Here is a 21,817-nt window from a genome sequence, read left to right as displayed (position 1 = left end):
GCGCTGGGCCAACGAAATCGAGGCTCTTTAGCTAAGAGCATTGGATTGGTCTGCGTTGATGCGATGACGAACAAGAAAGAGTTGGGGCGGGCGGCGTGAACATATTTGAGTTGGATGACGCGCTTGTCGAGCGCTACGCAGCCTTTGCGAGATCATTTTCGATCTTCCGCGCGCCCGAAATTGCGGATCAGATCGACACTATTTACAGCGGCCGCAAATTCTGGCCCGATCCTTTGATCACCATTAACCCTCGGTTTGAGCCGGGCCGGTCGATCGACGAACTCGTCGCTGATGAGGTTCTCGACCCGGCGCTGGCATCGATCTTCGCAGTCGGAAACCCAAGGGTCAGCCTGCGACTTCACCGGCATCAAGAGCGTGCGGTCGCCAAGGCCGCAAACAAGGAAAGCTTCATCGTCACCACCGGCACGGGATCGGGGAAGTCGCTATGCTTCTTCATCCCTGTGGTGGACGCGATCGTCCGCGCGCGCCGGGCTGGCGAAGCGCCACGAACCCGCACGATCATCATCTATCCAATGAATGCGCTCGCCAACAGCCAGCTGGGGGAGATCACCAAATTCATTAGGGATGCAGATCTTCCCGCCGCGCTCCAACCGACGGTTGCGCGCTACACGGGCCAGGAAAGCGAAGCTGAGCGGCAAGCGATTGCGCGCAGCAAGCCGGACATCCTGCTGACCAACTTCATGATGCTCGAGCTGCTGATGACCCGGCAGGATCCGCTCGATCAGGCCGTAATCGGCAACGCCACTGGGCTCGACTTCCTTGTCCTCGACGAACTCCATACCTACCGCGGACGGCAAGGCGCCGACGTCGCAATGCTTGTACGCCGCGTGAAAGAGCGTCTTTGCGCCGGCAAGAAGCTGATCTGCATCGGTACATCCGCCACAATGTCGAGTTCGCCGGAAGAGGAAAAGCGGGCGGTTGCCGTTGCCGAGGTCGCCACGAAACTGTTCGGAGAGCCGATTTCCCCGAACAGCATCATCGATGAGCTTCTCGAACGAGCCACATCTACTTCGGTCAACGTCGATGGCCTGGGTCAGGAGCTCAGGGCGCTGGTCGAAGCGCCGCAGAGCCGGACTTTGTCCAATGCGGAGCTTCGCGATCATCCCCTCGCCTGCTGGATTGAAACTCGAATTGGCTTGCAGGAGGGAGAGAAGCTAAGACGCCGGCGTCCCATAACGCTGCCAGATGCCGCCAAGGAACTCGCCGAGAAAACACTGCTGCCGGCAGATCAGTGTGTCGCCGCGTTGGCCAATATGCTGTCTATGATGGGACGCCGCGAGGATCAGCGTGGCGGCATTGGCGATCGAGCATTTCTTGCCTTCAAACTCCATCGCTTCATTTCCGGTGCTGGTCAGGCTTATGCGACGATCGAGCCGGCCGCGACGCGCCGGGTCTCACTTGAGGGACAGCTCTTTCACCCAGACGATGACAATGCTCGGCTTTACCCGCTCTTCTTCTGCCGTGAATGCGGCCAAGAGCATCATAGCGTATCCGTAATCAGCGATCTGGATGGTGATCGGATCATCGCGCGGCCGATCGATGAACCGGCGCGAGATGAGGTGGAAGCCGATGGTACGCGCACTGGCTTCCTTGTTCCCGCGGTCAACGCTGACTTTGAATTCAGTGGCCAGCCGGCCGACTATCCCGATGACTGGCAGGAAGTAACGCCCGCGGGCCAGGAACGGCTAAAGGGTGCCCACCGGGGCAAACACGAAGGTCATCTCTATCTCGTCCGTCCCGATGGATCGCTTGGTAGTGACGGGCTTCCCGCATGGTTCTTTCCTGGCAAATATCGCTTCTGTCCGCAGTGCCGACTTCAGCCGCCAGCACAGGCGCGCGACATCAACAAGTTGGCAGGTCTGTCGGCCGAAGGCCGGAGTTCCGCGACAACCCTTATCGTGTCCATGATCCTTGCGTGGATGGATCGGGACGGGTCGATCGACAAGCATACCCGCAAACTTCTGGGGTTTACCGACAACCGACAGGATGCAGCGCTACAGGCTGGGCACTTCAACGACTTCATCTTCGTGACACTGCTGCGCGGCGCGATCCTTCGCGCGGTGCGCGGGGCTGGTGACAAGGGCCTGTCGCACGCGAAGTTCGGCGATGCCATCCGTGAGGCGCTCGGGTTCAGTCTGGAAGAGCCGAGCCGCTGTGCCGACTGGATGCTCGATCCCAATGTCAAAGGCTACAGCAATCGCCAGCAAGCCGAAGAGGTGCTGACGCAGGTTCTGGCGCACCGGCTTTGGGCCGACCTGCGCCGCGGCTGGCGCTATACCAATCCGAACCTGGAGGAGGTCGGACTCATCGCTGCGCGGTTTCAGGGGCTGGATGAGCTCGCCTGTGATGAGGAAGAGTTTCAAGGCAATGCCCGTTTGCGGCTGGCAACGCCTGCGCAGCGCAAACTGCTGTACGAAAAACTGTTCGATCAAATGCGGCAAGGCCTCGCCATCGCCACCGATGCACTCGATCGGCAGCGTGTGCTGCAAACGGCCCAAGACTCGCGCACCCGCCTGCGCGATCCCTGGGCGATCGATCGCGAAGAGGAAGACGGCCTTCGCGAGAGCGGCTTCCTGATGATTGACCCGCCCAGAAAGGGAGAAAGCAAGGCCACCGAGGATGCATTGATCGTCCGCGCCGGCTGGCGAACCAATTTGGGCAAGGCTCTTCGTCACAAGGATATTTGGGGCGATACACTGCCGGTTAGCGAGTACGACGATATGATCCGGGCGCTGCTTAAAGCGGCCGAGGCACATCAGCTGGTGCGCCGGATTTCATCTGGATTCGACGCGGCGGCATGGCGCGTTTCGCCGTCGTCGCTGCGGCTGTTCGCCACTGAGACGCGCGCGGATGCCAAACGCCAAAACGCGTTCTTTCGGGCACTCTACGATCAGGTCGCCGGAATGCTCGGCCAGCCTGGCAGGCTGCCGAATGCCTTCGAGGCGCGCGAGCATACGGCTCAGGTCGATCAGGAGGTTCGTGGCTGGCGCGAGGATAGGTTCCGCTTCGAGCGGGACGACGTTTCGCGGATTGACGTCAACAAGGATCGAATGATCGAACAGGGTGAGTCAACCGACTTCTTGCCCGCCATGTTCTGTTCGCCGACGATGGAACTGGGTGTCGACATTAGCGCGCTCAACGCAGTTTACATGCGCAACGTGCCCCCGACGCCAGCAAATTACGCGCAGCGCTCCGGCCGTGCCGGCCGCAGCGGCCAAGCGGCGCTGGTCGTGACGTACTGCGCTGCCCAATCCCCTCACGATCAATATTATTTCGCTGATCGGCAAGCTCTAGTCGCAGGCATCGTGCGACCGCCTGCGCTCGATCTTGCCAACAAGGATCTGCTCAAGAGTCACCTGCATGCCGAGTGGCTCGCGGCGGCAGTCGTTCCACTGAAGTCCTCAATTCCCGAAAATCTCGACATGACCGCGAAGGACATGCCGATCACGCCAAACATCTCCGCGTGTTTCGAGCGCCTGGCTTCAACCGGCGCGGCGCGTCCGATTATGCGCAGGCTGGTCGATGCGATGTTGCCTGCGGTCAACCTGAAAGATGCACCTTGGCTCACCGACGTTGAGGCTTTCGTCGCCGAGACCGATGCGGAAGCAGCGGACGCGTTTGCCGCAAGCTTCAAGCGTTGGCGAGGGCTACACCGCGGAGCTCGCAATGAGCAGGAACTGGCACATGCGATCCAACAGAAGACGGGCCTTAAGGCCGGCGAACGCACCGCGGCTGCGACACGCTATCGCAACGCCTCCAAGGAACTCGACATCCTCGAACGCGGCCGTGCATCGAGCGGGTCGGACTTTTACACGTATCGCTACCTCGCGACGGAGGGGTTCCTCCCAGGGTACAATTTCCCGCGGCTTCCCCTCTATGCTTTCATCCCGGCTACGAAAGGCGCGATGCTGCAACGGCCGCGATTCCTCGCGATCGCGGAGTTCGGTCCGAACAGCCTGATTTATCATGAAGGGCGAGCCTATCGCGTGACGAAGGCGAAACTGCCCGCCGATCGCATGGACGACGGCAAACTCGCGACATCGACGCTGATCCTGTGCGGGGAATGCGGTGCAGCTCATAACGACGAACTGCAGGAGCGCTGTCATGCCTGCAGCGCTTCGCTCGGCGGGGTTGAGCGGTTGAACGCCGTCTATCGAATCGACAATGTCGAAACATCGCCGTCTGCGCGTATTACCGCCAATGACGAGGACAGGCAGCGGCGTGGGTTCGAGATTCAGACCGTCTTCCAGTGGCCGATGAAAAGCGGTGCGCCGGACATCCGCTCCGCGCTACTCAAGGGGTCAGACGGCCCCCTCCTCCACCTCGATTTCGGCGCGTCGGCCAAGCTTTCCCGCATCAACAAGGGCCTCAGGCGGCGCAAATCGAAGTCGATTCTTGGGTTCTGCATCGATCCCCAATCCGGTCGATGGCTGAAGGATTCCCTCGACGGCGGCGACGATGATACCGGCGACGAGGGTGATGTGACGACGGCGAAAGCTCAGCGCATCGTGCCGATTGTCGAAGATCACAAGAATGCGCTGCTCCTGCGGCCGATTGCCGACCTGTCGAAAGGACAGATGGCAACACTTCAGCATGCCCTGCTGCGCGGTATCCAGATTGGTTACGAGCTGGAGGAGGCAGAGTTGTTAGGTGAGCCCTTGCCCACCCGCGATCAGCGCAACACGATACTACTGTACGAAGCAACAGAAGGCGGGGCCGGTGTACTCAACCGGCTGGTGTCCCAGCCTGAAAGCCTGGCGGAGGTCGCGCAACGAGCATTGTCGCTGATGCACTATGAGGCGCCGTTCGACCATGGACACATGAACGAAAAGGAAGGCGCCTGCGTCGCGGGCTGCTACCGCTGCTTGTTGTCCTATTATAATCAGCCAGATCATGAGTTGATCGATCGTCGCGATCCCGAAGTGGTGGCATTCCTCTGCGCGCTTGCGACTGCGGATGCGTCGGCGGAGCCTGTCCAAGGCAGTGGGCATGGGTGGCCGGAGGCGCTCGCGGGCTGGGGCCTGCCGAAACCCGCATCGGTTAAAATCGCGGGTGAAAACTACCCGCTCTATTGGCCAGCGAAGGACGTGCTAGCGGTGCCAGGACCGATGCCTGACACATTGGTCGAAGCAGCGAGCGCGCTCGGCATCCTCGACATTGTCGCACTTCCAGTCGCTCCCGGCGATCGGCCACCAGCTATCCTTCTGACGGCACTGGGAGTCTCCTGATGGAGAACGTCGTTTTTTCGCCCGGCGATCTCGTCAGAGCGCGCGGTCGCGAATGGGTTGTGCTGCCGTCGCCGGCGGAAGGCCTGCTGAACATGCGACCACTGTCAGGTTCCGATGAGGATGCCCAGCTTATCGCTCCGTCGCTCGAACGGGAACCGGTGACGCCGGCCAGCTTTGCCGCACCGACCGCCGATCGTCTCGATACCCAAGATGGCGCGCGCTTGCTTGCCGACGCGCTGCGCCTGTCGTTGCGGCGCGGTGCTGGCCCGTTCCGGAGCGCGGCCCATCTTGGCGTTGAGCCGCGCGCCTATCAACTCGTACCGCTGATGATGGCCCTGAAATTGCCGGTCGTCCGCCTGCTGATCGCCGACGACGTCGGGATCGGCAAGACGATCGAGGCTGGGCTGATTCTGCGCGAAATGCTCGATCGCGGCACGGTCGATCGCTTCGCCGTGCTGTGTCCTCCGCATCTCGTCGATCAATGGGTCAGCGAACTCAGCGAAAAATTTGATGTTGATGCTGTTGCGGTCACCTCGGCGCGTGCGCGGAGCCTCGAACGGGGCCTGCCCACCTCCCAAAGCCTGTTCGAAGCCTATCCGTACACCGTCGTCAGTCTCGATTACATCAAGGCGGATAGCCGACGCGATGAATTTGCACGGGCCTGTCCGCCCCTCGTGATCGTTGATGAGGCGCATAGCTGCGTCGGCGGGGAGCGTGGCAAACATCAGCGGTTTGAGCTGCTCGAACGGCTCGCCGCCAATATCGAACGGCATATGCTGCTCCTGACGGCGACCCCGCACAGCGGCGATGTCGTCGCTTACGATCGGCTGCTCGGGCTGATCCACCCGGAACTTGCTGGCGGCGCAGAGAGCGGAGATGCCAATGCCCGCGAACGCTATGCCCGCAGGCTCGCACAGCACTTCGTCCAGCGGCGCCGTGCCGATATCCAGGACGGATGGGGTGAGCGCCGGGCCTTTGCCCAGCACAAGACCAATGAAGCTGCCTACCTCCTCACCGGGGATTTCGCGACCTTTCAAGAAGACGTGCTCGATTATTGCCTGTCAGTCACTGAGCGCGCGGGCGCGGATCAGCGTAGTCGTCGCCTCGCCTTCTGGGGTACGCTCGCGCTGATGCGCTGCGTCGGCTCGTCGTCCGCGGCGGCGGCGAGTGCACTCGGCAACCGCCTAGGCGGTATCGCTGAGGAGGATACGATCGAACCGATCGTGTTCGACGCCGAGGACGGTATGCTCGACGAGGGCGATCTCGAGCCGGCCACAGCCGCATCGCAGGGCGAAGAGCAGGATGTGCTGCGGGAACTAATCGCCCAAGCGAAGGCACTTGATGCCCGCCGCGAAGAGGACCCTAAGATTCGCCGCCTTGTGACGGAGCTCCGACCCTTGCTGAAGGATGGTGCGAAGCCAGTTATTTTCTGTCGGTTTATCGCAACCGCCGAGGCACTGGGTGGCGTGCTTCGCAAGACCTGGCCGAAGGCCGAGGTTGCGGTGATCACGGGTGCGTTGACTCCCGACGACCGCCGCGACCGAGTGGAGGCGCTGCAGCAGTTCGACAATCGCATTCTGGTTGCCACCGACTGCCTGTCAGAGGGAATCAACCTGCAAAGCCTGTTCGATACGATAATCCATTATGACCTGAGCTGGAATCCGACCCGTCACCAGCAGCGGGAGGGTCGTGTTGATCGCTTCGGTCAGCAGGCGCCGCTAGTGCGGTCGTTGATGATGTATGGCGAGAATAGCGCGATCGACGGCGCGGTGCTGAGCGTGATCATCCGCAAGGCCGAGGCTATTCAGAAGGCGACCGGTGTTGCTGTGCCAATGCCGGAGGATCAGGCCGGTATCACTGCCGCGCTCATGCAGGCCGTTTTGTTGCGTAAGGGCGGAATGCGGACACAGTTCGTGTTCGATTTCGGTACCGCGCCCGAGCGGCTTGATACGGCGTGGCGTGACACCGCCGAAAATGTGAAGGCTAGCAGGGCGCGTTATGCGCAGGGCGCGTTGAAGCCCGACGAAGTGATCCCGGAATGGCGCAAGATGCGCGCTCTGAACGGCGGGGATGCCGAAGTCGCTCGCTTCACGGATCGGGCGCTACGCCGCGTTCAGGCGCCGCTCGAAAAGGCGGGCGATCACCAATTGGTCCATCTCGCAGCGTTGCCGCAAGCGATGCGGGAGCGCCTGGAGCTCCGCGGACTGGTAGGCACACGCCGGATCGCTTTTGTCGATGATCCGTCGCCGGGAGTCACCCATGTCGGCCGTGCCCACCCGCTGGTGGCAACTCTTGCGGAAACGCTGGCTGAAGGTGCGCTCGATCCCAAGGGGGCCGAAGCCAATCCGCTGGGCCGCGCAGGAGTCTGGCGTACACGGGCGGTAACTCAGATGACGACCCTGTTACTCGTGCGACTGCGTTTCCAACTCGTCACGAGCGGCCGCACCAATCGTCTATTACTCGCGGAAGAGGCCACTGCCCTAGCCTTTGGCGGCCTCGATCAGACCGGCACGCTCAGCGGACCCGAGGCTCTGTCGCTGCTCGAAGTCGAAGCCTCAGCCAACCTCGAAACCGACACTCGCATCCGCCATCTGAACGCGGCCCGCGCCCGATTGCCGGGCTATGAAGAGATGATCGCAGCATTTGCGCGATCGCGCGGTGATTTGCTGTCGCACGATCATCAGCGGCTCACCGAGGCGGCTGGTGGCGGTTCGACGGTTAAGGTCATGCCCGTTCTGCCCGCCGACATCATCGGCCTCTATGTGCTGTTGCCGGAGGCAAGCTGATGTCGAAATCGAGCAAGCGTACCGCCGATATCGGCTTTGCGGCGATATCGGTCGAAGGCGGATTGATTGCACCCGAACAACTAGTCGTCATCGCATCGGCCACGCCGGACCAAAGGGCTGCCGCCGATTATGGCTGCCCAAAGGGTACCTCACTGCGCGACGAGATCACGCGCTACTTTCGCATCGGCCAAGCGCATTGGCGAGGCTACGCGGCAATCGACGCGCCGACAGTCACGCAGACCGCGGCCTTTGTGAAAACGCTGCTCGAAGAAGCATTCGGCTTTGCTTTGGTGGGTCCCGTTACACACGAGCGCGACGACCGCCGTTACCGGATTGCTTGGGAAGCAAAGGGAGGGCGCGTGCCGATCATCGTCGCCGCGCCGATCACTGAAAGGGGCAAGGCCGCCGAAGGCTTTACTCGCGCCCTTGCCGAGTTCGGCGACGGTGCAGGTGGCGGAGCAACAAAACGCTCGCCAGTCGTACTCCTGCAGGACTGGCTCAACGCCAATGTCGATGCCAATTGGGGTCTGGCCTTCGCTGGCGATCGCGTCCGCCTGCTGCGAGATAATGTCAGCTTTACTAGACCCGCCCATATCGAGGCCGACTTGGGCGCGATTTTCCGCGACGAGATGTTCGCTGATTTCACTGCGATCTGGTTGCTGATCCACGCGACACGTTTCGGCGCCGAAGGCGCAACGGCAGGAGACAGTGCTCTTGAGCGTTGGCGCGAGGCTGGGTTGCGCGCGGGAACCGCCGTTCGCGAGCGGTTGCGTGGCAACGTCGAGAATGCCTTGCTCGCGCTCGGACAGGGTTTCCTTGATGGAAATCCGGGTTTGCGCGATCGCATCGACAACGGTGATCTGACGATGCAGGGGTGGTTCGAACAACTCTTGCGGCTCGTCTATCGATTAATCTTCCTGGCTGTCGCTGAGGATCGCGATTTGCTCCACCCTCCGGAGACCTCGCGCAGCGTCAAGGGCCTCTACGCACAGCATTACGGCTTCGGCAGTTTACGTGATCGTTCGGCCCGCCCAAGCGCACACGATCGTCATCACGACTGTTGGGAAGGTGCGCGAATAGTGCTTCGCGCCCTAGAGCACGGCGAAAAATTGCTGGGCCTGCCGGCGCTCGGCGGCCTGTTCGCGAGGGGTCTCACACCCGATCTAGACCAGGCAGAACTATCCAATCGAGCTTTCTTGGCCGCAATATTCCGGCTCGGCTGGCTAATCGACGACGGACGTCGCGTTCGTATCAATTGGCGCGATATGGCGACGGAAGAACTGGGGTCTGTTTACGAGGGTTTGCTGGAACTCGTTCCCGCGCGCGACGAAAATGGACGACGATTCTGCTTCGTGAACGGCGATGAGTCCCGCGGTAACGCCAGAAAGACGAGCGGGAGCTATTATACACCAGACGCACTCGTTCAAACGCTACTCGACAGCACTCTCGACCCCGTTGTTGCTAAAGCCGAAGCGACTGGAGGACCCGAGGCGATCTTACAGCTCACGGTCATAGATCCAGCGTGTGGTTCAGGACATTTCCTGCTCGGTGCCGCCAGAAGAATGGCTAGTCGGGTAGCATTACTACGCAACAATGAAGCTCCTGATTATCCCGCGGCAATGCGCGATGTGGCAAGCCATTGCATCCATGGCGTTGACCGCAATCCAATGGCCGTAGAACTCGCCAAAGTCGCACTTTGGATCGAGACAGTTGAGCCCGGCAAGCCGCTCACGTTTCTCGATAGCAATATTCGCTGCGGGGATAGTCTTATCGGCGTTTTCGATATCGACATGCTGAAAAGAGGGATTCCTGACGAGGCCTATAAGCCGCTGACGGGCGACGACAAAGACCTCGCTAAAGCATACGGCCGGTACAACAGGCAGCAACGGGATGGCAAAGGTGCAACCGGACTCTTGTCGGAGTTGCGACCGCCGGAGACGCTATCGCGCGCGGACCGTGTTCTGAACGAATTACCACAGGACGACTTGAGGCAAGTTGAAGAGAAGAGCGCGAGATTTAGGGCCATACGGACCTCAGACGAGTGGACACGCCTAAAATCCGCTAGCGATCTCTACGTATCCGCATATCTATACACTGCAGCCTTCTTCGCTCCAAAGATCGCTGGCGGATCGACCTTTGACGATCTCCCACTCACGGAACATGTGTGGCGAGCTGCCGCTGGCCGGGACGTCGCGCTCCATTTAGCCGACGGTGCTGCAAAGACATCGATGGCCGTCATGGCCTTCCATTGGCAAATCGAATTTCCTCGCATTTTTGATGCGGGCGGATTTGACGTCGTCATCGGCAATCCACCTTGGGAACGAATCAAACTTCAAGAGTTGGAATTTTTTGCCGCGCGCTCGCCGATTATCGCCTCAGCGCCAACGAAGTCGGAACGCGAGAGGTTGGTCAAAGCACTGGAAAAAGCCCAACCCGACACCCCTGACGGACGCCTTTGGACGGAATACCAGTTTGCTAAGCGCACCGCCGAGGCGACCAGCGAATTCGTTCGAAGCTCCGGCCGTTATCCATTGACAGGGAAAGGTGACGTTAACACGTACGCCTTGTTTGCCGAGCATTTTTCTATGCTCACCAAGAGAGATGGCCGCGCGGGCATAATTATTCCGACGGGGATTGCGACCGACAGTTCCACCTCTGCCTTTTTTGGTAATTTGATCGATAACAGACGCCTGCATACACTATTTGGATTTTACGAGATCAGGGCTTGGTTCAAGGGAACCGATGACCGAAAGTCTTTCTGTGTACTTTGCATGGGGAGTCAATCTGGTGAAGCAGAATTTTGCTTCGATATTAAGGAAATCTCGGATTTAAATCAGGTGGAGCGACGTTTCACGTTAACACCGGATCAGATCGCAAAGATAAATCCAAATACTAAGACGGCTCCAGTTTTCCGTTCACGAGCGGACGCAGCTATAGCTGCAAAACTCTACCAAAAAGCGCCCGTTCTGATCAAGAAACGATCTGAAGATAACGGGGCCGACGAGAACCCATGGCGTCTGACATTTCAGACGATGTTCCATATGTCGAGTGACTCCGGCCATTTTCGCACGGCGGCGCAATTAGGTAGCGAAGGTTGGAGCCGCGAAGATACAGACTGGGTGCGAGAAGAGAACCAGACTCTTACGCGATACATCCCGCTCTATGAATCGAAGATGGTTCACCATTTCGATCATCGCTTTGGTACCTTCGGGAACTTATCAGAACGTCCAGCTGATGGATCTTTGCCCGAAACGTCGATGTCTGATCGACTGGACCCGGCATTTGAACCCGATCCTTGGTTTTGGGTACCTGAAGAAGAGGTGGCGCTCCGTATCGCGCGAGTTCCGTCGAGTCTGAAGCGCGCATGGCGAGAGGGGAGCGGGGAGCGGTGCCTCAGAATTTTAGCTGAGTGGTTGGCCGGGTATTTTGCGAATGTTGGTGGCCTTCCGGCAAAGGAAGGCGATCTGGCTCGAATTTTGGGGCGGCATCACCCGTGGCGCGCAATTCTTGGCGCTTCGCCGGACCGATTTCTGCTTGACCCAAAGACTTTGTCCAACGGCGCTGCAATGCAAGCAGAGACGCCTCTCACACCGAATGATATCGTCTTTTTGGAAGGCGGATCAGACGATGGACTCGTGTTGACCGCCGCTCTCATAGAGCACAGAAAACCCCGTTGGCTTATGGGATGGCGAGACATAACAAACAATTCGGCAGAAAGAACGATTATTGGAACTGTCTTCCCTCCCACAGGCGTAGGGAATAATCTGCCTCTCTGGCACCTTCCGCTCGGCACCGAAGGGGGAATGTCTGCCGCCTTTTTGGCTCATTTCTCCAGTTTGATCGTAGATTGCGTGGGCCGATACAAGGTTGGTGGAAACCACTTAAATTTCTTTATTGCTGAGCAGCTTCCTGTTCTGCCGCCGTCAGCCTTCTCTTCGACTGATCTCGCCTTCATTAAATCGCGCGTCCTGGAGCTGACCTATAATAGCCATGCCATGCGCGGATGGGCGGAAGATCTCGGGCATGTGGGGTCCCCTTTCGAGTGGAACGAACCCCGCCGCGCGCTCCTGCGTGCTGAACTCGACGCCTTCTTTGCGTTGAAATATGGGTTAAGCCGCGACGAGTTGCGCTATGTCTTAGATCCATCCGACGTAAGGGGAGCGGACTATCCGTCGGAGACTTTTCGTGTTCTCAAAACTAACGAAGAAGCGCGTTTCACCGAATTCCGCACGCAGCGTCTTGTACTCGAAGCATTCGATCAGCTCGCGGGAATGCAAGTTGCGGCGGCACCATTTGAGATCCGTCGGCCACAGGCACTCGACGTGGCTTTGGATGATGGTGCTTGGGCTCGGCCGACGCCGACGCTGGGTGGTGATGTAGGAGCTGCTCTGGCCGCCATACTTAAGGCGATGGAGGGTCCGAAACCAATTCATGATGTCCGCTTGGCGGCTGCTCTAGTCTTGGAGCCGCGGCTACTCGCTCCCCTCCTGTCCAACGCAAGCGCATCAGAATGGCGTCGGCTGGTCGGCTCAGAAGCGGAACCCCTTGTAAGCAACGTCGCGGCGTTCGCGACGCGGAATAACGCGGCGTGGGGAGCCGCAGTCCGGAATCATCGAGGCAACGACCGGCTGGTCGAAGACCTAGAGCGCAATACCTGGGCACCCGGGTCCGGGCTGGACGTGATTGATACAGCAGGCTGGCCAGACGGGCGGGCCGGCTTCGTGTTGGAGGAATTGAAAAGCATCAATCTCGCGACGGCGGTAAGTTCGTTGCCGGACGATATACAGCATTGGATCGCCGATGCCGCAGCAGCCTGACCTATTAGGGCCTCAGTCTCTTACCGTAACACCAGCCGACGGGCTGGTGGGGCCGCGAATCTGGGTTCGGCGTCTAGTGATCTGGAATGCGCCTGGCGGGGAGAAGGTACGTGATATTGCCCTTCGCCCCGGCCTTAACATCGTCTGGTCGCCGGACGGTGCTGACGATGCCGCTTCGGCCGATCAAACAGACGCGATCGGACATGGCAGTGGTAAGACGCTGTTCTGCAGGTTGATCCGCTATTGCCTAGGTGAGGATCGTTTCGCCACGGAGCCACAACGAGACCGGATAGGCACCGCATTCATCAACGGCATTGTCGGCGCGGAAGTCATGCTCGACGGAACCTGCTGGGCGATCGTCCGGCCTCTTGGCATTCGCCGTCGGCACATGGCGGTTGCCGATGGCAATCTTGATGAAATCGCCGCCGGCGAGGGCACATCAACTGGCCTTGAGCCCTTTATCGACGCCGTCGATCAAAGTGTCATTACCACCGAACTTGCTAAGCTGGTCCGCCCCCGGACAGAAGGACCGGTTTGGCCGATCGCCCTCGCTTGGCTGACGCGGGACCAGGAATGTCGATTTGACGACGTTCTGGATTGGCGGTCGCCAACTTCCGATTCGGATTCACCTATACCTGCAAGCGGACAGGAGAAGGGACCTAGGCTCGAGGCGCTGCGTGCCTTCCTGATGGCTATCACGCCAGAGGAACAAGCGACACGAGGCGAGGTGAATACCCTGAGCGAGGGTCGACGAATACTAGACCAGGAGATCGGCCACCGGCGGTGGGAAATCGAACGTACTCAAAGCCGCCTTATCGCTGCGCTCGATCTCGCGACTCAATCCTTGCCTGAGATGCCGCTGCTGATCGATGTCATGCGGAAGTCGGCAGAGGGGCGCCTATCGGCGGCGTCAAAGCTTCCTGCTGGCGGCGCAGAACTCGTTGCGGCGCGTTCGCAACATGAAGCTGCACGCGTTGACTACGCACGCCTCGAGGGTGAGCGCATTCGTATTGAAGCGTCGATTCCCATCGAACAGAGAGTGCTGAGCGAAATTCAAGGGGAGCTGCCGGGGCTTTCCTATTCGCAAGCCGAAGCGGAGAGCCCAATTTGTCCAATTTGCGAGGTACCGATCGACCGAGCTTTGGCTGACGGGTGTAAGCTTTCGCACAAAATTCCCGACGCCGAAGCATGTCGGCAGCGGTGGGCACAACGACAAGCGGAGTTTGAGGAACAGGGAAAGCGCCTCGAAGGCTTGCGCCAGGAAGGCGTCAAGCTTCTCCCTCAGATCGCCCTCGCCAAGCAGCAGTTGGATCAAGCAGCCAATCGTGTCGCTGCGATAGAGAAGGCACGCGATACACGAGAGGCCACTTGGTACGCGGCACGAAGAGTCCAGGACGATGTCGAGCGTGTGGCTGAGCTTATCGGAGCGCAGGACAATGCGATAAGACGCCAACGCGACCTAGGGACGAAACTCGAAGCTGAGCGCGAGCGCCTGGGCGCGTTCCGTGACAAGCAGGCTCGCATATTCGGCCGCATGAGCGAAAAGTTCGATCCGATTATTCGGCGCCTGATTGGCCGTCATGACGTGCGGGGCCGCGTTACCCTTTCCGGCAAAGGTCTGGAGCTCTCGGTTGACTTGGGCGGCGATCGCAGCACCGCAGCGATTGAATCTTTGAAAATCCTGGCGTTTGACCTCTCTGCCCTGTGCCTTAGCATTGAGGGAGTGACGCGCGTCCCAGCGTTCTTGTTGCACGACAGTCCAAGAGAAGCCGACCTTGGCTTGTCGATCTACGGGAGATTGTTCGACATTGTCGAAGAGCTGGAACGCGTCGGCGGAACGCCGCTGTTTCAGTACATCGTTACGACCACCACTGCCCCCCCGGCGGAATATCGAGAGTCGCCATATTTGAGATTCAAGGTGCATGGAGACCCGCCCGTTCGGCGCTTGCTCGGCATTGATCTGTGACGGGGACCAAGCTCCGACTAACAAATTACCCATTCGCGCTGCTCTCTGAATTGCGAGATGCTGCGAATGAGCACGGATATCGGATTGGGCCGGAGCAAGCGGCGGGTTGGCTTTTCTTTCGATCCGCATCGGCACCCGGCGAGATCGCAGTAGCAGCCACCGTTTCGGGTCTCGATGGCCCACTCTTTCTCTCGATCACGCATCCTGGCGCGGCCCGTGAGCTAAATGCCGAACCGGCTTCACCTTGTGCAAACGGGCATTCGGCCGCATTCGTATTCCCTGGCAGGGACGCCCTGTTCGCCGCCGTAAGCGATGTTTATCGCCTTTCGATGAGCCTTCCGACTCATCCTCTTGAGGAGTATCTCGCCGAGTGCGCGCATCTCGGTGACACCGAGTATGATCGGATTCAGAAGCTACGCATCGGCCAGGACAAATTCCGCAATGCGCTACTGACATATTGGAATAGCCAATGTCCGCTCACCGGTATCACCGAGCCAGACCTCTTGCGGGCTTCGCACATTATACCTTGGGCCCGCTGCGAGAGCGACGCGGAGCGGCTGAACTTATATAACGGCCTTCTTCTCTCAAGCCTGTGGGATGCGGCGTTCGACGCTGGCCTGCTCGGCTTCGACGATCACGGCCGGGCGATCCCTTCGCCGACGTTGAGTGCTGCAGCATTAGCCGAGCTTAAGATTGATGCGGTACCGCCATTGCCCCTTACACCGGAACACCGGAGCCGCCTGAAGTGGCATCGCGAGGTAGTTTGGCTCGGCGGTTGAAGCTGGAATCCGGGAGAGTGCTTCTAGCGATCACGACCGTGCAGCGTCGTGCTACTATAGCGCGGCGGGGGTGCTGTGCACCGGTAGTGCGTCATGGGGTAGCGGATAGGGTCTCCAGGCCGGCCCGCCCGTAAAGCTGTCAAAGGACGTACGGTAACGCTCGGCCGTTGTGACATGGGAGCGGTCAATGCGACCCGGCTGCAGGAGTTCCATGAGGTCCGTTAGATAGGTGAGGAGCATCTTCATTCTGATCAGGCGGAAATCGTTCGCGCGCTTGAGATTCTCGTAAAAATGGGCGGCTTGCACAAACCATTTCGCTTCCCCATTGCCTTCGGGATCGCGCTCTAGCGCAGCCGTGAAGCCGCCGAAATCGAGGACGCCCAGAATCTCGTTCGACGAAGCCATTGCATGTCCGATCGCGCGTTGCTCCTCGCGGTAAATCAGGCAATCGCGCCACTCGCGCCAATCGTCGTGCTGATTAATCCAGCCATCAGCCAGCACGCCCCGAATGTTGCTCAAGCAGATTTCCAGCCCGCGATTACGGTCCAGCGTATCTACGTCGAGCGTGCCGATGTCGCGGCGGTAAAGCTCGACCCAGCCCAGGAAACTGCACAGTCGATAGACATTGCTCACAAAGCGGTAGCGCAGATAATGATCGCTGACTGCCGCATGCGGCTCGCGCGCTGCCGGATTTCGGAGCAGTTCGAGCCCGACATCACGCTCTTCGCGATCATTACCTTCGCGCGACAGGCCGTAGAGTCGGCCGCCCAACTCTTCCGCAGCCAGGAAGATCGGCAACTGATAGCGGCGATAGACGCTGAGCAGCGTCTGCCGCGCCTTCCACCGTTCAAGCCAGCGAACCGCCACGAATTCCTTGATATAGAGAGCAAGCAGGCTACCCGAGGTGGTGATAATCGCCCCGAGAACCGTCAGCCCGAATATCTCTTTCACCGTCATGATACTGATGCCCCCATCCCGATGGCAATCTCCCACAGCGCGGCGTCGACCTCAACTGCGGAGCGCGGGTTCAGCGCCGTTAGGATATATGGCCAGTATTCGCGGATTGCCGGCGCGCCATACGGTCGGGGTGATACGATTCGATGTTGGTGAAACAAGGACGAGTGCCGTCGCCATGACCGATCCCTTCAATCTCGAGCGCTTCGTCGTCGCCCAGGACGGAAGCCTTGAGACGGCGCTGTCAGAGATCCGGCGCGGTGCCAAGCGCAGCCATTGGATGTGGTTCATCTTCCCGCAGATTGCCGGCCTCGGCGCCAGCGTGATGGCACGGACCTATGCGATCCACTCGCTTGAGGAGGCGCGCGCCTATCTCGATCATCCGGTGTTGGGCATGCGCCTGCGCGAATGCGTCGCCGCGGTCCAGGACCTGACCGGCACCACCGCCGAAGCGGTGTTTGGCGGGATCGACGCGATCAAGCTGCGTTCGTCACTCACCCTGTTCATCGCGGCCGGTGCCGGCCCGCTGTTTCAGGCGGCGCTTGATAGGTGGTTCGAGGGCTGTAAGGATAGGGCGACGCTGCGCCTGCTGGGGGAGGTGGCCTGACCGTCCGCCAGCCAATGAGGCACGACCGTGCTATGCTCGGCTAGCAAGTCTATGGCAGCAAATCAGATGGATACAGGGACCGAAGCGGGGCGTAGCCAGAAATTCCAAGCTGATCACTCTGTCGGGCGGGACATGTATGCGAACACACACAGCGGTTGCTTACTGCCTACCGCCATTATGCGAACGGTGATTACCCGGTGATTACAAGCGGTAACCAACCTCCCCGAAATGCTAAAAATTGTGTTTTTTATCAAATAGTTATGTGGATATTATCTCTAAGGTCTGGTACTTCAGATATATCCGCAAGTGATGGACAACCTCTGGCAATGGGTGTCCGCCCGATCGGGCTGGATCTTCGGCGCGATCGGCCTGATCGCCTGGTTCGCGATGCTATGGTTCATGTTCGGCGACGTGCTTTAGGCTGAATGCCTATTTCCGCCCCTGCGGATCGATATGCACCCAGGCAGCGGAGTCGTCGGCCGGGCGGCCATCGGGCAGGGGGACGTCGCCTTCCTCGTCCGGCCCTTCCCAATGCTGGTCGGCGCGGTGGACGCGTTCGCCGGGGAAGGGGACCGCACCCGTCCGCGCCCGCACGATGGCGAGGTGATCGCACACCGCTTCCTCGCAACGACCCAGCCGGCGCGCCATCTGGTCGACGGGCAGCCCGGCGGCGTCCATACTGTGCAGCAGATCGAGATCGGTGTCGGTCCAGTCGTTCCGGTCGCTTGCCGGCATGGCATTTTTCTCCCTGACGCGCGCCAATCCCCTTGGTCTAAACGCTAACCCTGCTTTAAGGCTGCATCCATGGGTCTAGTATGGGGAGCCGGCTTGCGCCACGGGGGGACGGGCCGGACATGATCATGATCAGCCAGGGGGCGGCTGCGATTATCGCCGGGCTGGCGGCAGCCTGGCTGGCACTGGCCGGCTGGGCGACGATTGTCGGCCTACGCCGCGCTGCCGCGGCCAGCATTGCCGAGGCGCAGTGCGATCGCTTTGCCGAACTGGTCGGTGCCGCGCCCGCGGTGGCGGTGCTGGTCGAAGCCGATGGCCGTATCGACGCCGACGAGCGACTGGCCGATTGGCTGGGATTGTCGCGCCTTCCCCGGTCGATCGAGGAATTCAGCGATCGTGATGGCGGGCTGATCGAAGAGGATGCCCAGGCGCTGGCGCGCGATGTCGTTGCCACCCAGCGCAGCGGTGCGAGCTTTGCCAGGCCGTTCCGCGTCCGCGGATCGCCCCGCGTCCTGATGGCGCGCGGCCGGCCCGCCAGCCGGCCGGGGCGGGTGGTGCTGTGGCTGTTCGACGCGACCGACAGCCAGGAGGAGATCGGCCGGCTGCGTGACGGCGCGGGCCGGCTGACCCGCGCGCTCGACTCGCTTTCCGCGCTGATCGAGGCAGCACCCTTCCCGATGTGGCATCGCGGGCCGGATCTGCGGCTGGCGCTGGTGAACACCAACTATGTCGACGCGGTCGAAGGCGATGACGCTGCCGACGTGATCGCGCGCGGGCTGGAACTGGTGGAGGCGACCGACGGCATCGGCCCGATGGCAGCCGCTGCCGCGGCCCGTGACGGCGGCGAGCCATTGGTCCGCACCGTGCCCGCCACCATCGCTGGCGAGCGGCGGATGGTCCGCATCGTCGATGTACCGCTGGGTGAGGCGGGCGTGGCCGGCTATGCCTTTGACGTGGGCGAGCTGGAGGAGGCGCGCGCCGATCTCGGCCGTTTCGTCCGCGCCCAGCGCGTCCTGCTCGATCATCTTTCTGCCGGCGTCGCGCAGTTCGGGCCAGATCGCCATCTCGCCTTCTGCAACCAGCCCTTCCAGCGCATGTTCGCGATGGAGCCCGAATGGCTGGCCGACCGGCCCGAATTCGATCGCGTGCTCGAACGCATGCGCGAGGCCAATCGCGCGCCGGAAAGCCGGGACTTCCCCGGTTGGAAGCGCGAGCGGCGCGGCTGGTTCCAGGATGCGGGCGAGGCGGTGGAGGAAAGCTGGCTGCTGCCGGGCGGCGCGCACCTGCGCGTCCTGGCCCAGCCGATGCCCGACGGCGGCTTGCTGGTGATTTTCGAGGACCGGACCGAACAGATCCAGCTTGCCAGCGCACGCGATACGCTGCTGCGGGTGCGCAGCGCGACCTTCGACAATCTGTTCGAGGCGATCGGCGTGTTCGCAGCGGACGGGCGCCTGCATCTGTGGAACAATCGCTTCAAGGAAGTATGGGGCCTCAGCGAGACCGATCTCGCCCGCAATCCGCGCGTCGATGCGCTGGTCGAGACAGTCAAGAAGCGCCTCGTCAATCCGTCCCGCGCCGGCTTGATCCGCGATCTCGTGCGGATCGCCACGGTCGACCGGCAGCAGCGCAGCGGCAATGTCGCCTTCGCGGACGGCCGCAATTTCGAATTTGCCGCGGTGCCGCTGCCTGACGGCAACGCGCTGTTCACGATGCTCGACGTCACCGACAGTCGCCGCATCGAACGGATGCTGCGCGATCGCAACGAGGCGCTGGAGGAATCCGATCGGCTGAAGACCGCGTTCGTCGCCAGCATGAGCTATGAACTGCGCACGCCGCTCACCACCATCGGCGGCTTCGCGGAGATGCTGGCGGGCGGCTATGCCGGCAAGCTGGAATCGACCGGACAGGATTATGTCGGCGCGATCCTCGAATCCGTGGCGCGTCTCGGCGCGCTGATCGACGACGTGCTGGACATGACCGATTTCGAAGCTGGCGGGCTGGCTCTGGAAGGCGAGCCGGTCGAGCTGATCGCGCTGCTGCAGGATGCCGCCCATGGCATCGCCGACGCCGCCCGCGCGCGGCCGCTGGAACTTGTCGTCCAGGTCGAGGCGGCAGTAGGCGCGGTTCCCGGCGACAAGCGCCGGTTGCGGCAGGCGGTGGATCATCTGCTGCGCAATGCCATCCTCTACACGCCCGCCGGCGGCCGTGTGCTGCTGCAAGGGGGCGGCGACGAGCAGAATGCGCGGATCGTCGTTTCCGACAATGGCGAGGGGATTGCCGCCGAGGATCGCGACCGCATCTTCCACCGCTTCCACCGCGCGCCGGGCGCCGGTGATGGTGATGGACGGCCTGCCGTCGGACTGGGCCTGCCGCTCACTCGCCAGTTCGTGCAGGCGCATGGCGGCACGCTGGAACTGATGTCGGAGCCGGGCGAGGGGACGACCTTCGTTATCACCCTGCCGAGGGCGCCGTGACGAGCTGGCTGCTGGCCGATGCCGCGGCGACCGAGGCGGCAGGCGCAGCGCTCGCGCCGCTGCTGCGCGCGGGCGATGTCGTGGCGCTCCATGGCGATCTTGGTGCCGGCAAGACCAGCTTCGCGCGCGGCGTGCTGGCCGCGTTGGGGCTCGTCGAGGAGGCGCCGTCTCCGAGCTTCGCCATCGTTCAGACCTATGGCCCGCCGGAGGTGTCGCTGCCGGTATGGCATGTCGACCTCTATCGGCTGGAGGGATCGGACGAAGCGGCCGAGCTTGGGCTGGACGAAGCGCTCGATGACGGCGCGCTGCTGATCGAATGGGCCGAACGGCTGGGCGATCGGCTGTGGCCCGATACCCTGCATCTGACCTTTGCCGCGAACCCGGATGGCGCGCGTCGCTTGACTTGGGCCGCGCCCGCGTCATGGGAGGCGCGTTGGCCCCCCAGCGAGTTTGCGAGCGCATGATTCCTCCCGTCACCGCCCCCGATTTCCTCAAGCAGCATGGCTGGGGTGACGCTGAAATCCTGCCGCTTGCCGGCGATGCCAGCTTCCGCCGCTATTTCCGCGTGGTCGCCCCCGGCCGCAGCGCGGTGCTGATGGATGCGCCGCCGGACAAGGAGGATATCGGCCCCTTCCTGGCGATCGCCGCTGAACTGATCGCGCGCGGCCTTTCCGCCCCGCAGGCGCTGGCGATCGACCGCGAGAATGGCCTGCTGCTGCTCGAGGATTTCGGTGATCGGCTGGTCGGCCCGGTGCTGCGCACCGATCCCGCGCCGGAACGCGCCATCTATGCCGATGCGATCCGCATCCTCGCCTCGCTGGCGGGGCAGTCCGCACCGCGCGATCTCGCGCCTTATGACGAAGCGGTGATGCTGCGCGAGGTGGGGCTGTTCACCGAATGGTATGCGCCGGCCGTCAGGCTCGACGTCGATGTCGCGGGCTTCGGCGCCGCCTGGTGCGAGGTGTGGGAAGATGTGCTGGGCGTCGTTGCTGACGATCCGGTGCTGGTGCTGCGTGATTATCATGCAGATAATCTGCTGCTGCTCGATCGGCCTGGATTGAAGGGGCTCGGCCTGCTCGATTTCCAGGACGCGCTCGCCGGTCATCCGGCCTATGACCTCGTCTCCCTGCTGCAGGATGCGCGGCGCGATGTTTCGCCGGCACTGGAGGAGGAGATGCTGGCCGAATATCTCGCGGCTGGAGTCTGGGCCGACCCGGATCGTTTCCGCGCGCATTACGAAATCCTCGGCGCGCAGCGGAACACCAAGATCCTCGGCATCTTCACCCGCCTGTGGAAGCGCGACGGCAAGTCCAATTATCTCGCCTTCCAGCCGCGCGTATGGGGCTATCTGGAACGCAATCTAGCGCATCCGGCGCTGGGGCCGGTTAAGCGCTGGTTCGATGCCAATGTGCCCGCCATCGCGCGCGCAGAGCATTGGGAACGGGATTGATCG

The 21,817-nt window shown here is 61.4% G+C and carries 11 protein-coding genes; 9 read left to right on the top strand and 2 right to left on the bottom strand.

All coding sequences use genetic code 11. The features are described from left to right. Positions 1 to 95: 95 nt before the first annotated feature. The 5 genes from ACFB49_RS09595 to ACFB49_RS09575 all read left to right on the top strand — a co-directional run bounded on the left by ACFB49_RS09595 (position 96) and on the right by ACFB49_RS09575 (position 15,597). Entirely contained in the window at positions 96 to 5,249 is a 5,154-nt protein-coding gene (locus ACFB49_RS09595; RefSeq protein ID WP_380878865.1) for a DEAD/DEAH box helicase, read from the top strand. Continuing rightward, positions 5,249 to 8,035: a DEAD/DEAH box helicase gene (locus tag ACFB49_RS09590; protein ID WP_380878863.1), complete on the top strand. Its 2,787-nt coding sequence runs from the start codon at positions 5,249 to 5,251 to the stop codon at positions 8,033 to 8,035. The genes ACFB49_RS09595 and ACFB49_RS09590 overlap by 1 nt, the downstream gene beginning before the upstream one ends. Then, positions 8,035 to 12,852: an Eco57I restriction-modification methylase domain-containing protein gene (locus ACFB49_RS09585; RefSeq protein ID WP_380878861.1), complete on the top strand. Its 4,818-nt coding sequence runs from the start codon at positions 8,035 to 8,037 to the stop codon at positions 12,850 to 12,852. Before ACFB49_RS09590 ends, ACFB49_RS09585 begins: the two co-directional genes overlap by 1 nt. A gap of 76 nt (positions 12,853 to 12,928) precedes the next feature. Further along, positions 12,929 to 14,818, top strand: coding sequence for a chromosome segregation protein SMC (locus ACFB49_RS09580; RefSeq protein WP_380878859.1), 1,890 nt, complete (start codon positions 12,929 to 12,931; stop codon positions 14,816 to 14,818). After that, on the top strand, positions 14,815 to 15,597 hold the full coding sequence (locus tag ACFB49_RS09575) for an HNH endonuclease (protein WP_380878857.1): 783 nt from the start codon (positions 14,815 to 14,817) through the stop codon (positions 15,595 to 15,597). The genes ACFB49_RS09580 and ACFB49_RS09575 overlap by 4 nt, the downstream gene beginning before the upstream one ends. A gap of 54 nt (positions 15,598 to 15,651) precedes the next feature. Here the strand turns inward: ACFB49_RS09575 and ACFB49_RS09570 are convergent, their stop codons facing one another. Further along, a complete protein-coding gene (locus ACFB49_RS09570; protein WP_380878855.1) occupies positions 15,652 to 16,554 on the bottom strand; it encodes a hypothetical protein in 903 nt (300 codons plus the stop codon). Positions 16,555 to 16,729: 175 nt separating this feature from the next. Between ACFB49_RS09570 and ACFB49_RS09565 the strand changes: the two genes are divergently transcribed. After that, positions 16,730 to 17,158 (top strand): DUF1810 domain-containing protein, encoded by a 429-nt coding sequence (locus tag ACFB49_RS09565; RefSeq protein ID WP_380878853.1) that lies wholly within the window; start codon positions 16,730 to 16,732, stop codon positions 17,156 to 17,158. Positions 17,159 to 17,587: 429 nt separating this feature from the next. Here ACFB49_RS09565 and ACFB49_RS09560 read toward each other — a convergent pair whose 3' ends face one another. Next, positions 17,588 to 17,893 carry a hypothetical protein gene (locus ACFB49_RS09560; protein ID WP_380878851.1) on the bottom strand — a complete coding sequence of 102 codons (306 nt, stop codon included), beginning with the start codon at positions 17,891 to 17,893 and terminating at the stop codon, positions 17,588 to 17,590. Between the two features lie 125 nt (positions 17,894 to 18,018). Between ACFB49_RS09560 and ACFB49_RS09555 the strand changes: the two genes are divergently transcribed. Genes ACFB49_RS09555 through ACFB49_RS09545 form a run of 3 tightly spaced genes read left to right on the top strand, consistent with a single transcriptional unit; the run spans position 18,019 to position 21,814 of the window. Further along, positions 18,019 to 20,364, top strand: a complete 2,346-nt coding sequence (locus ACFB49_RS09555; RefSeq protein ID WP_380878849.1) for an ATP-binding protein — start codon at positions 18,019 to 18,021, stop codon at positions 20,362 to 20,364. After that, positions 20,361 to 20,828, top strand: coding sequence for a tRNA (adenosine(37)-N6)-threonylcarbamoyltransferase complex ATPase subunit type 1 TsaE (gene tsaE, locus ACFB49_RS09550; protein ID WP_380878847.1), 468 nt, complete (start codon positions 20,361 to 20,363; stop codon positions 20,826 to 20,828). The genes ACFB49_RS09555 and tsaE overlap by 4 nt, the downstream gene beginning before the upstream one ends. Further along, the gene (locus ACFB49_RS09545; RefSeq protein WP_380878845.1) at positions 20,825 to 21,814 is read left to right on the top strand and encodes an aminoglycoside phosphotransferase family protein; all 990 of its coding nucleotides are present in this window, start codon (positions 20,825 to 20,827) and stop codon (positions 21,812 to 21,814) included. Before tsaE ends, ACFB49_RS09545 begins: the two co-directional genes overlap by 4 nt. The last annotated feature ends 3 nt before the right edge of the window (positions 21,815 to 21,817 follow it).

It is taken from the genome of Sphingomonas sp. DBB INV C78 (assembly GCF_042693015.1).
GTDB lineage: Bacteria > Pseudomonadota > Alphaproteobacteria > Sphingomonadales > Sphingomonadaceae > Sphingomonas_E.
This window is presented reverse-complemented; position numbering and strand designations above follow the sequence as displayed.

What these genes read in the sequence shown, in the direction of transcription:
- ACFB49_RS09560 (WP_380878851.1), bottom strand. Translation starts at nt 17,893, where the DNA reads ATGCCGGCAAGCGACCGGAACGACTGGACCGACACCGATCTCGATCTG.
- ACFB49_RS09555 (WP_380878849.1), top strand. Translation starts at nt 18,019, where the DNA reads ATGATCAGCCAGGGGGCGGCTGCGATTATCGCCGGGCTGGCGGCAGCC.
- ACFB49_RS09585 (WP_380878861.1), top strand. Translation starts at nt 8,035, where the DNA reads ATGTCGAAATCGAGCAAGCGTACCGCCGATATCGGCTTTGCGGCGATA.
- ACFB49_RS09570 (WP_380878855.1), bottom strand. Translation starts at nt 16,554, where the DNA reads ATGACGGTGAAAGAGATATTCGGGCTGACGGTTCTCGGGGCGATTATC.
- ACFB49_RS09545 (WP_380878845.1), top strand. Translation starts at nt 20,825, where the DNA reads ATGATTCCTCCCGTCACCGCCCCCGATTTCCTCAAGCAGCATGGCTGG.
- ACFB49_RS09590 (WP_380878863.1), top strand. Translation starts at nt 5,249, where the DNA reads ATGGAGAACGTCGTTTTTTCGCCCGGCGATCTCGTCAGAGCGCGCGGT.
- ACFB49_RS09565 (WP_380878853.1), top strand. Translation starts at nt 16,730, where the DNA reads ATGACCGATCCCTTCAATCTCGAGCGCTTCGTCGTCGCCCAGGACGGA.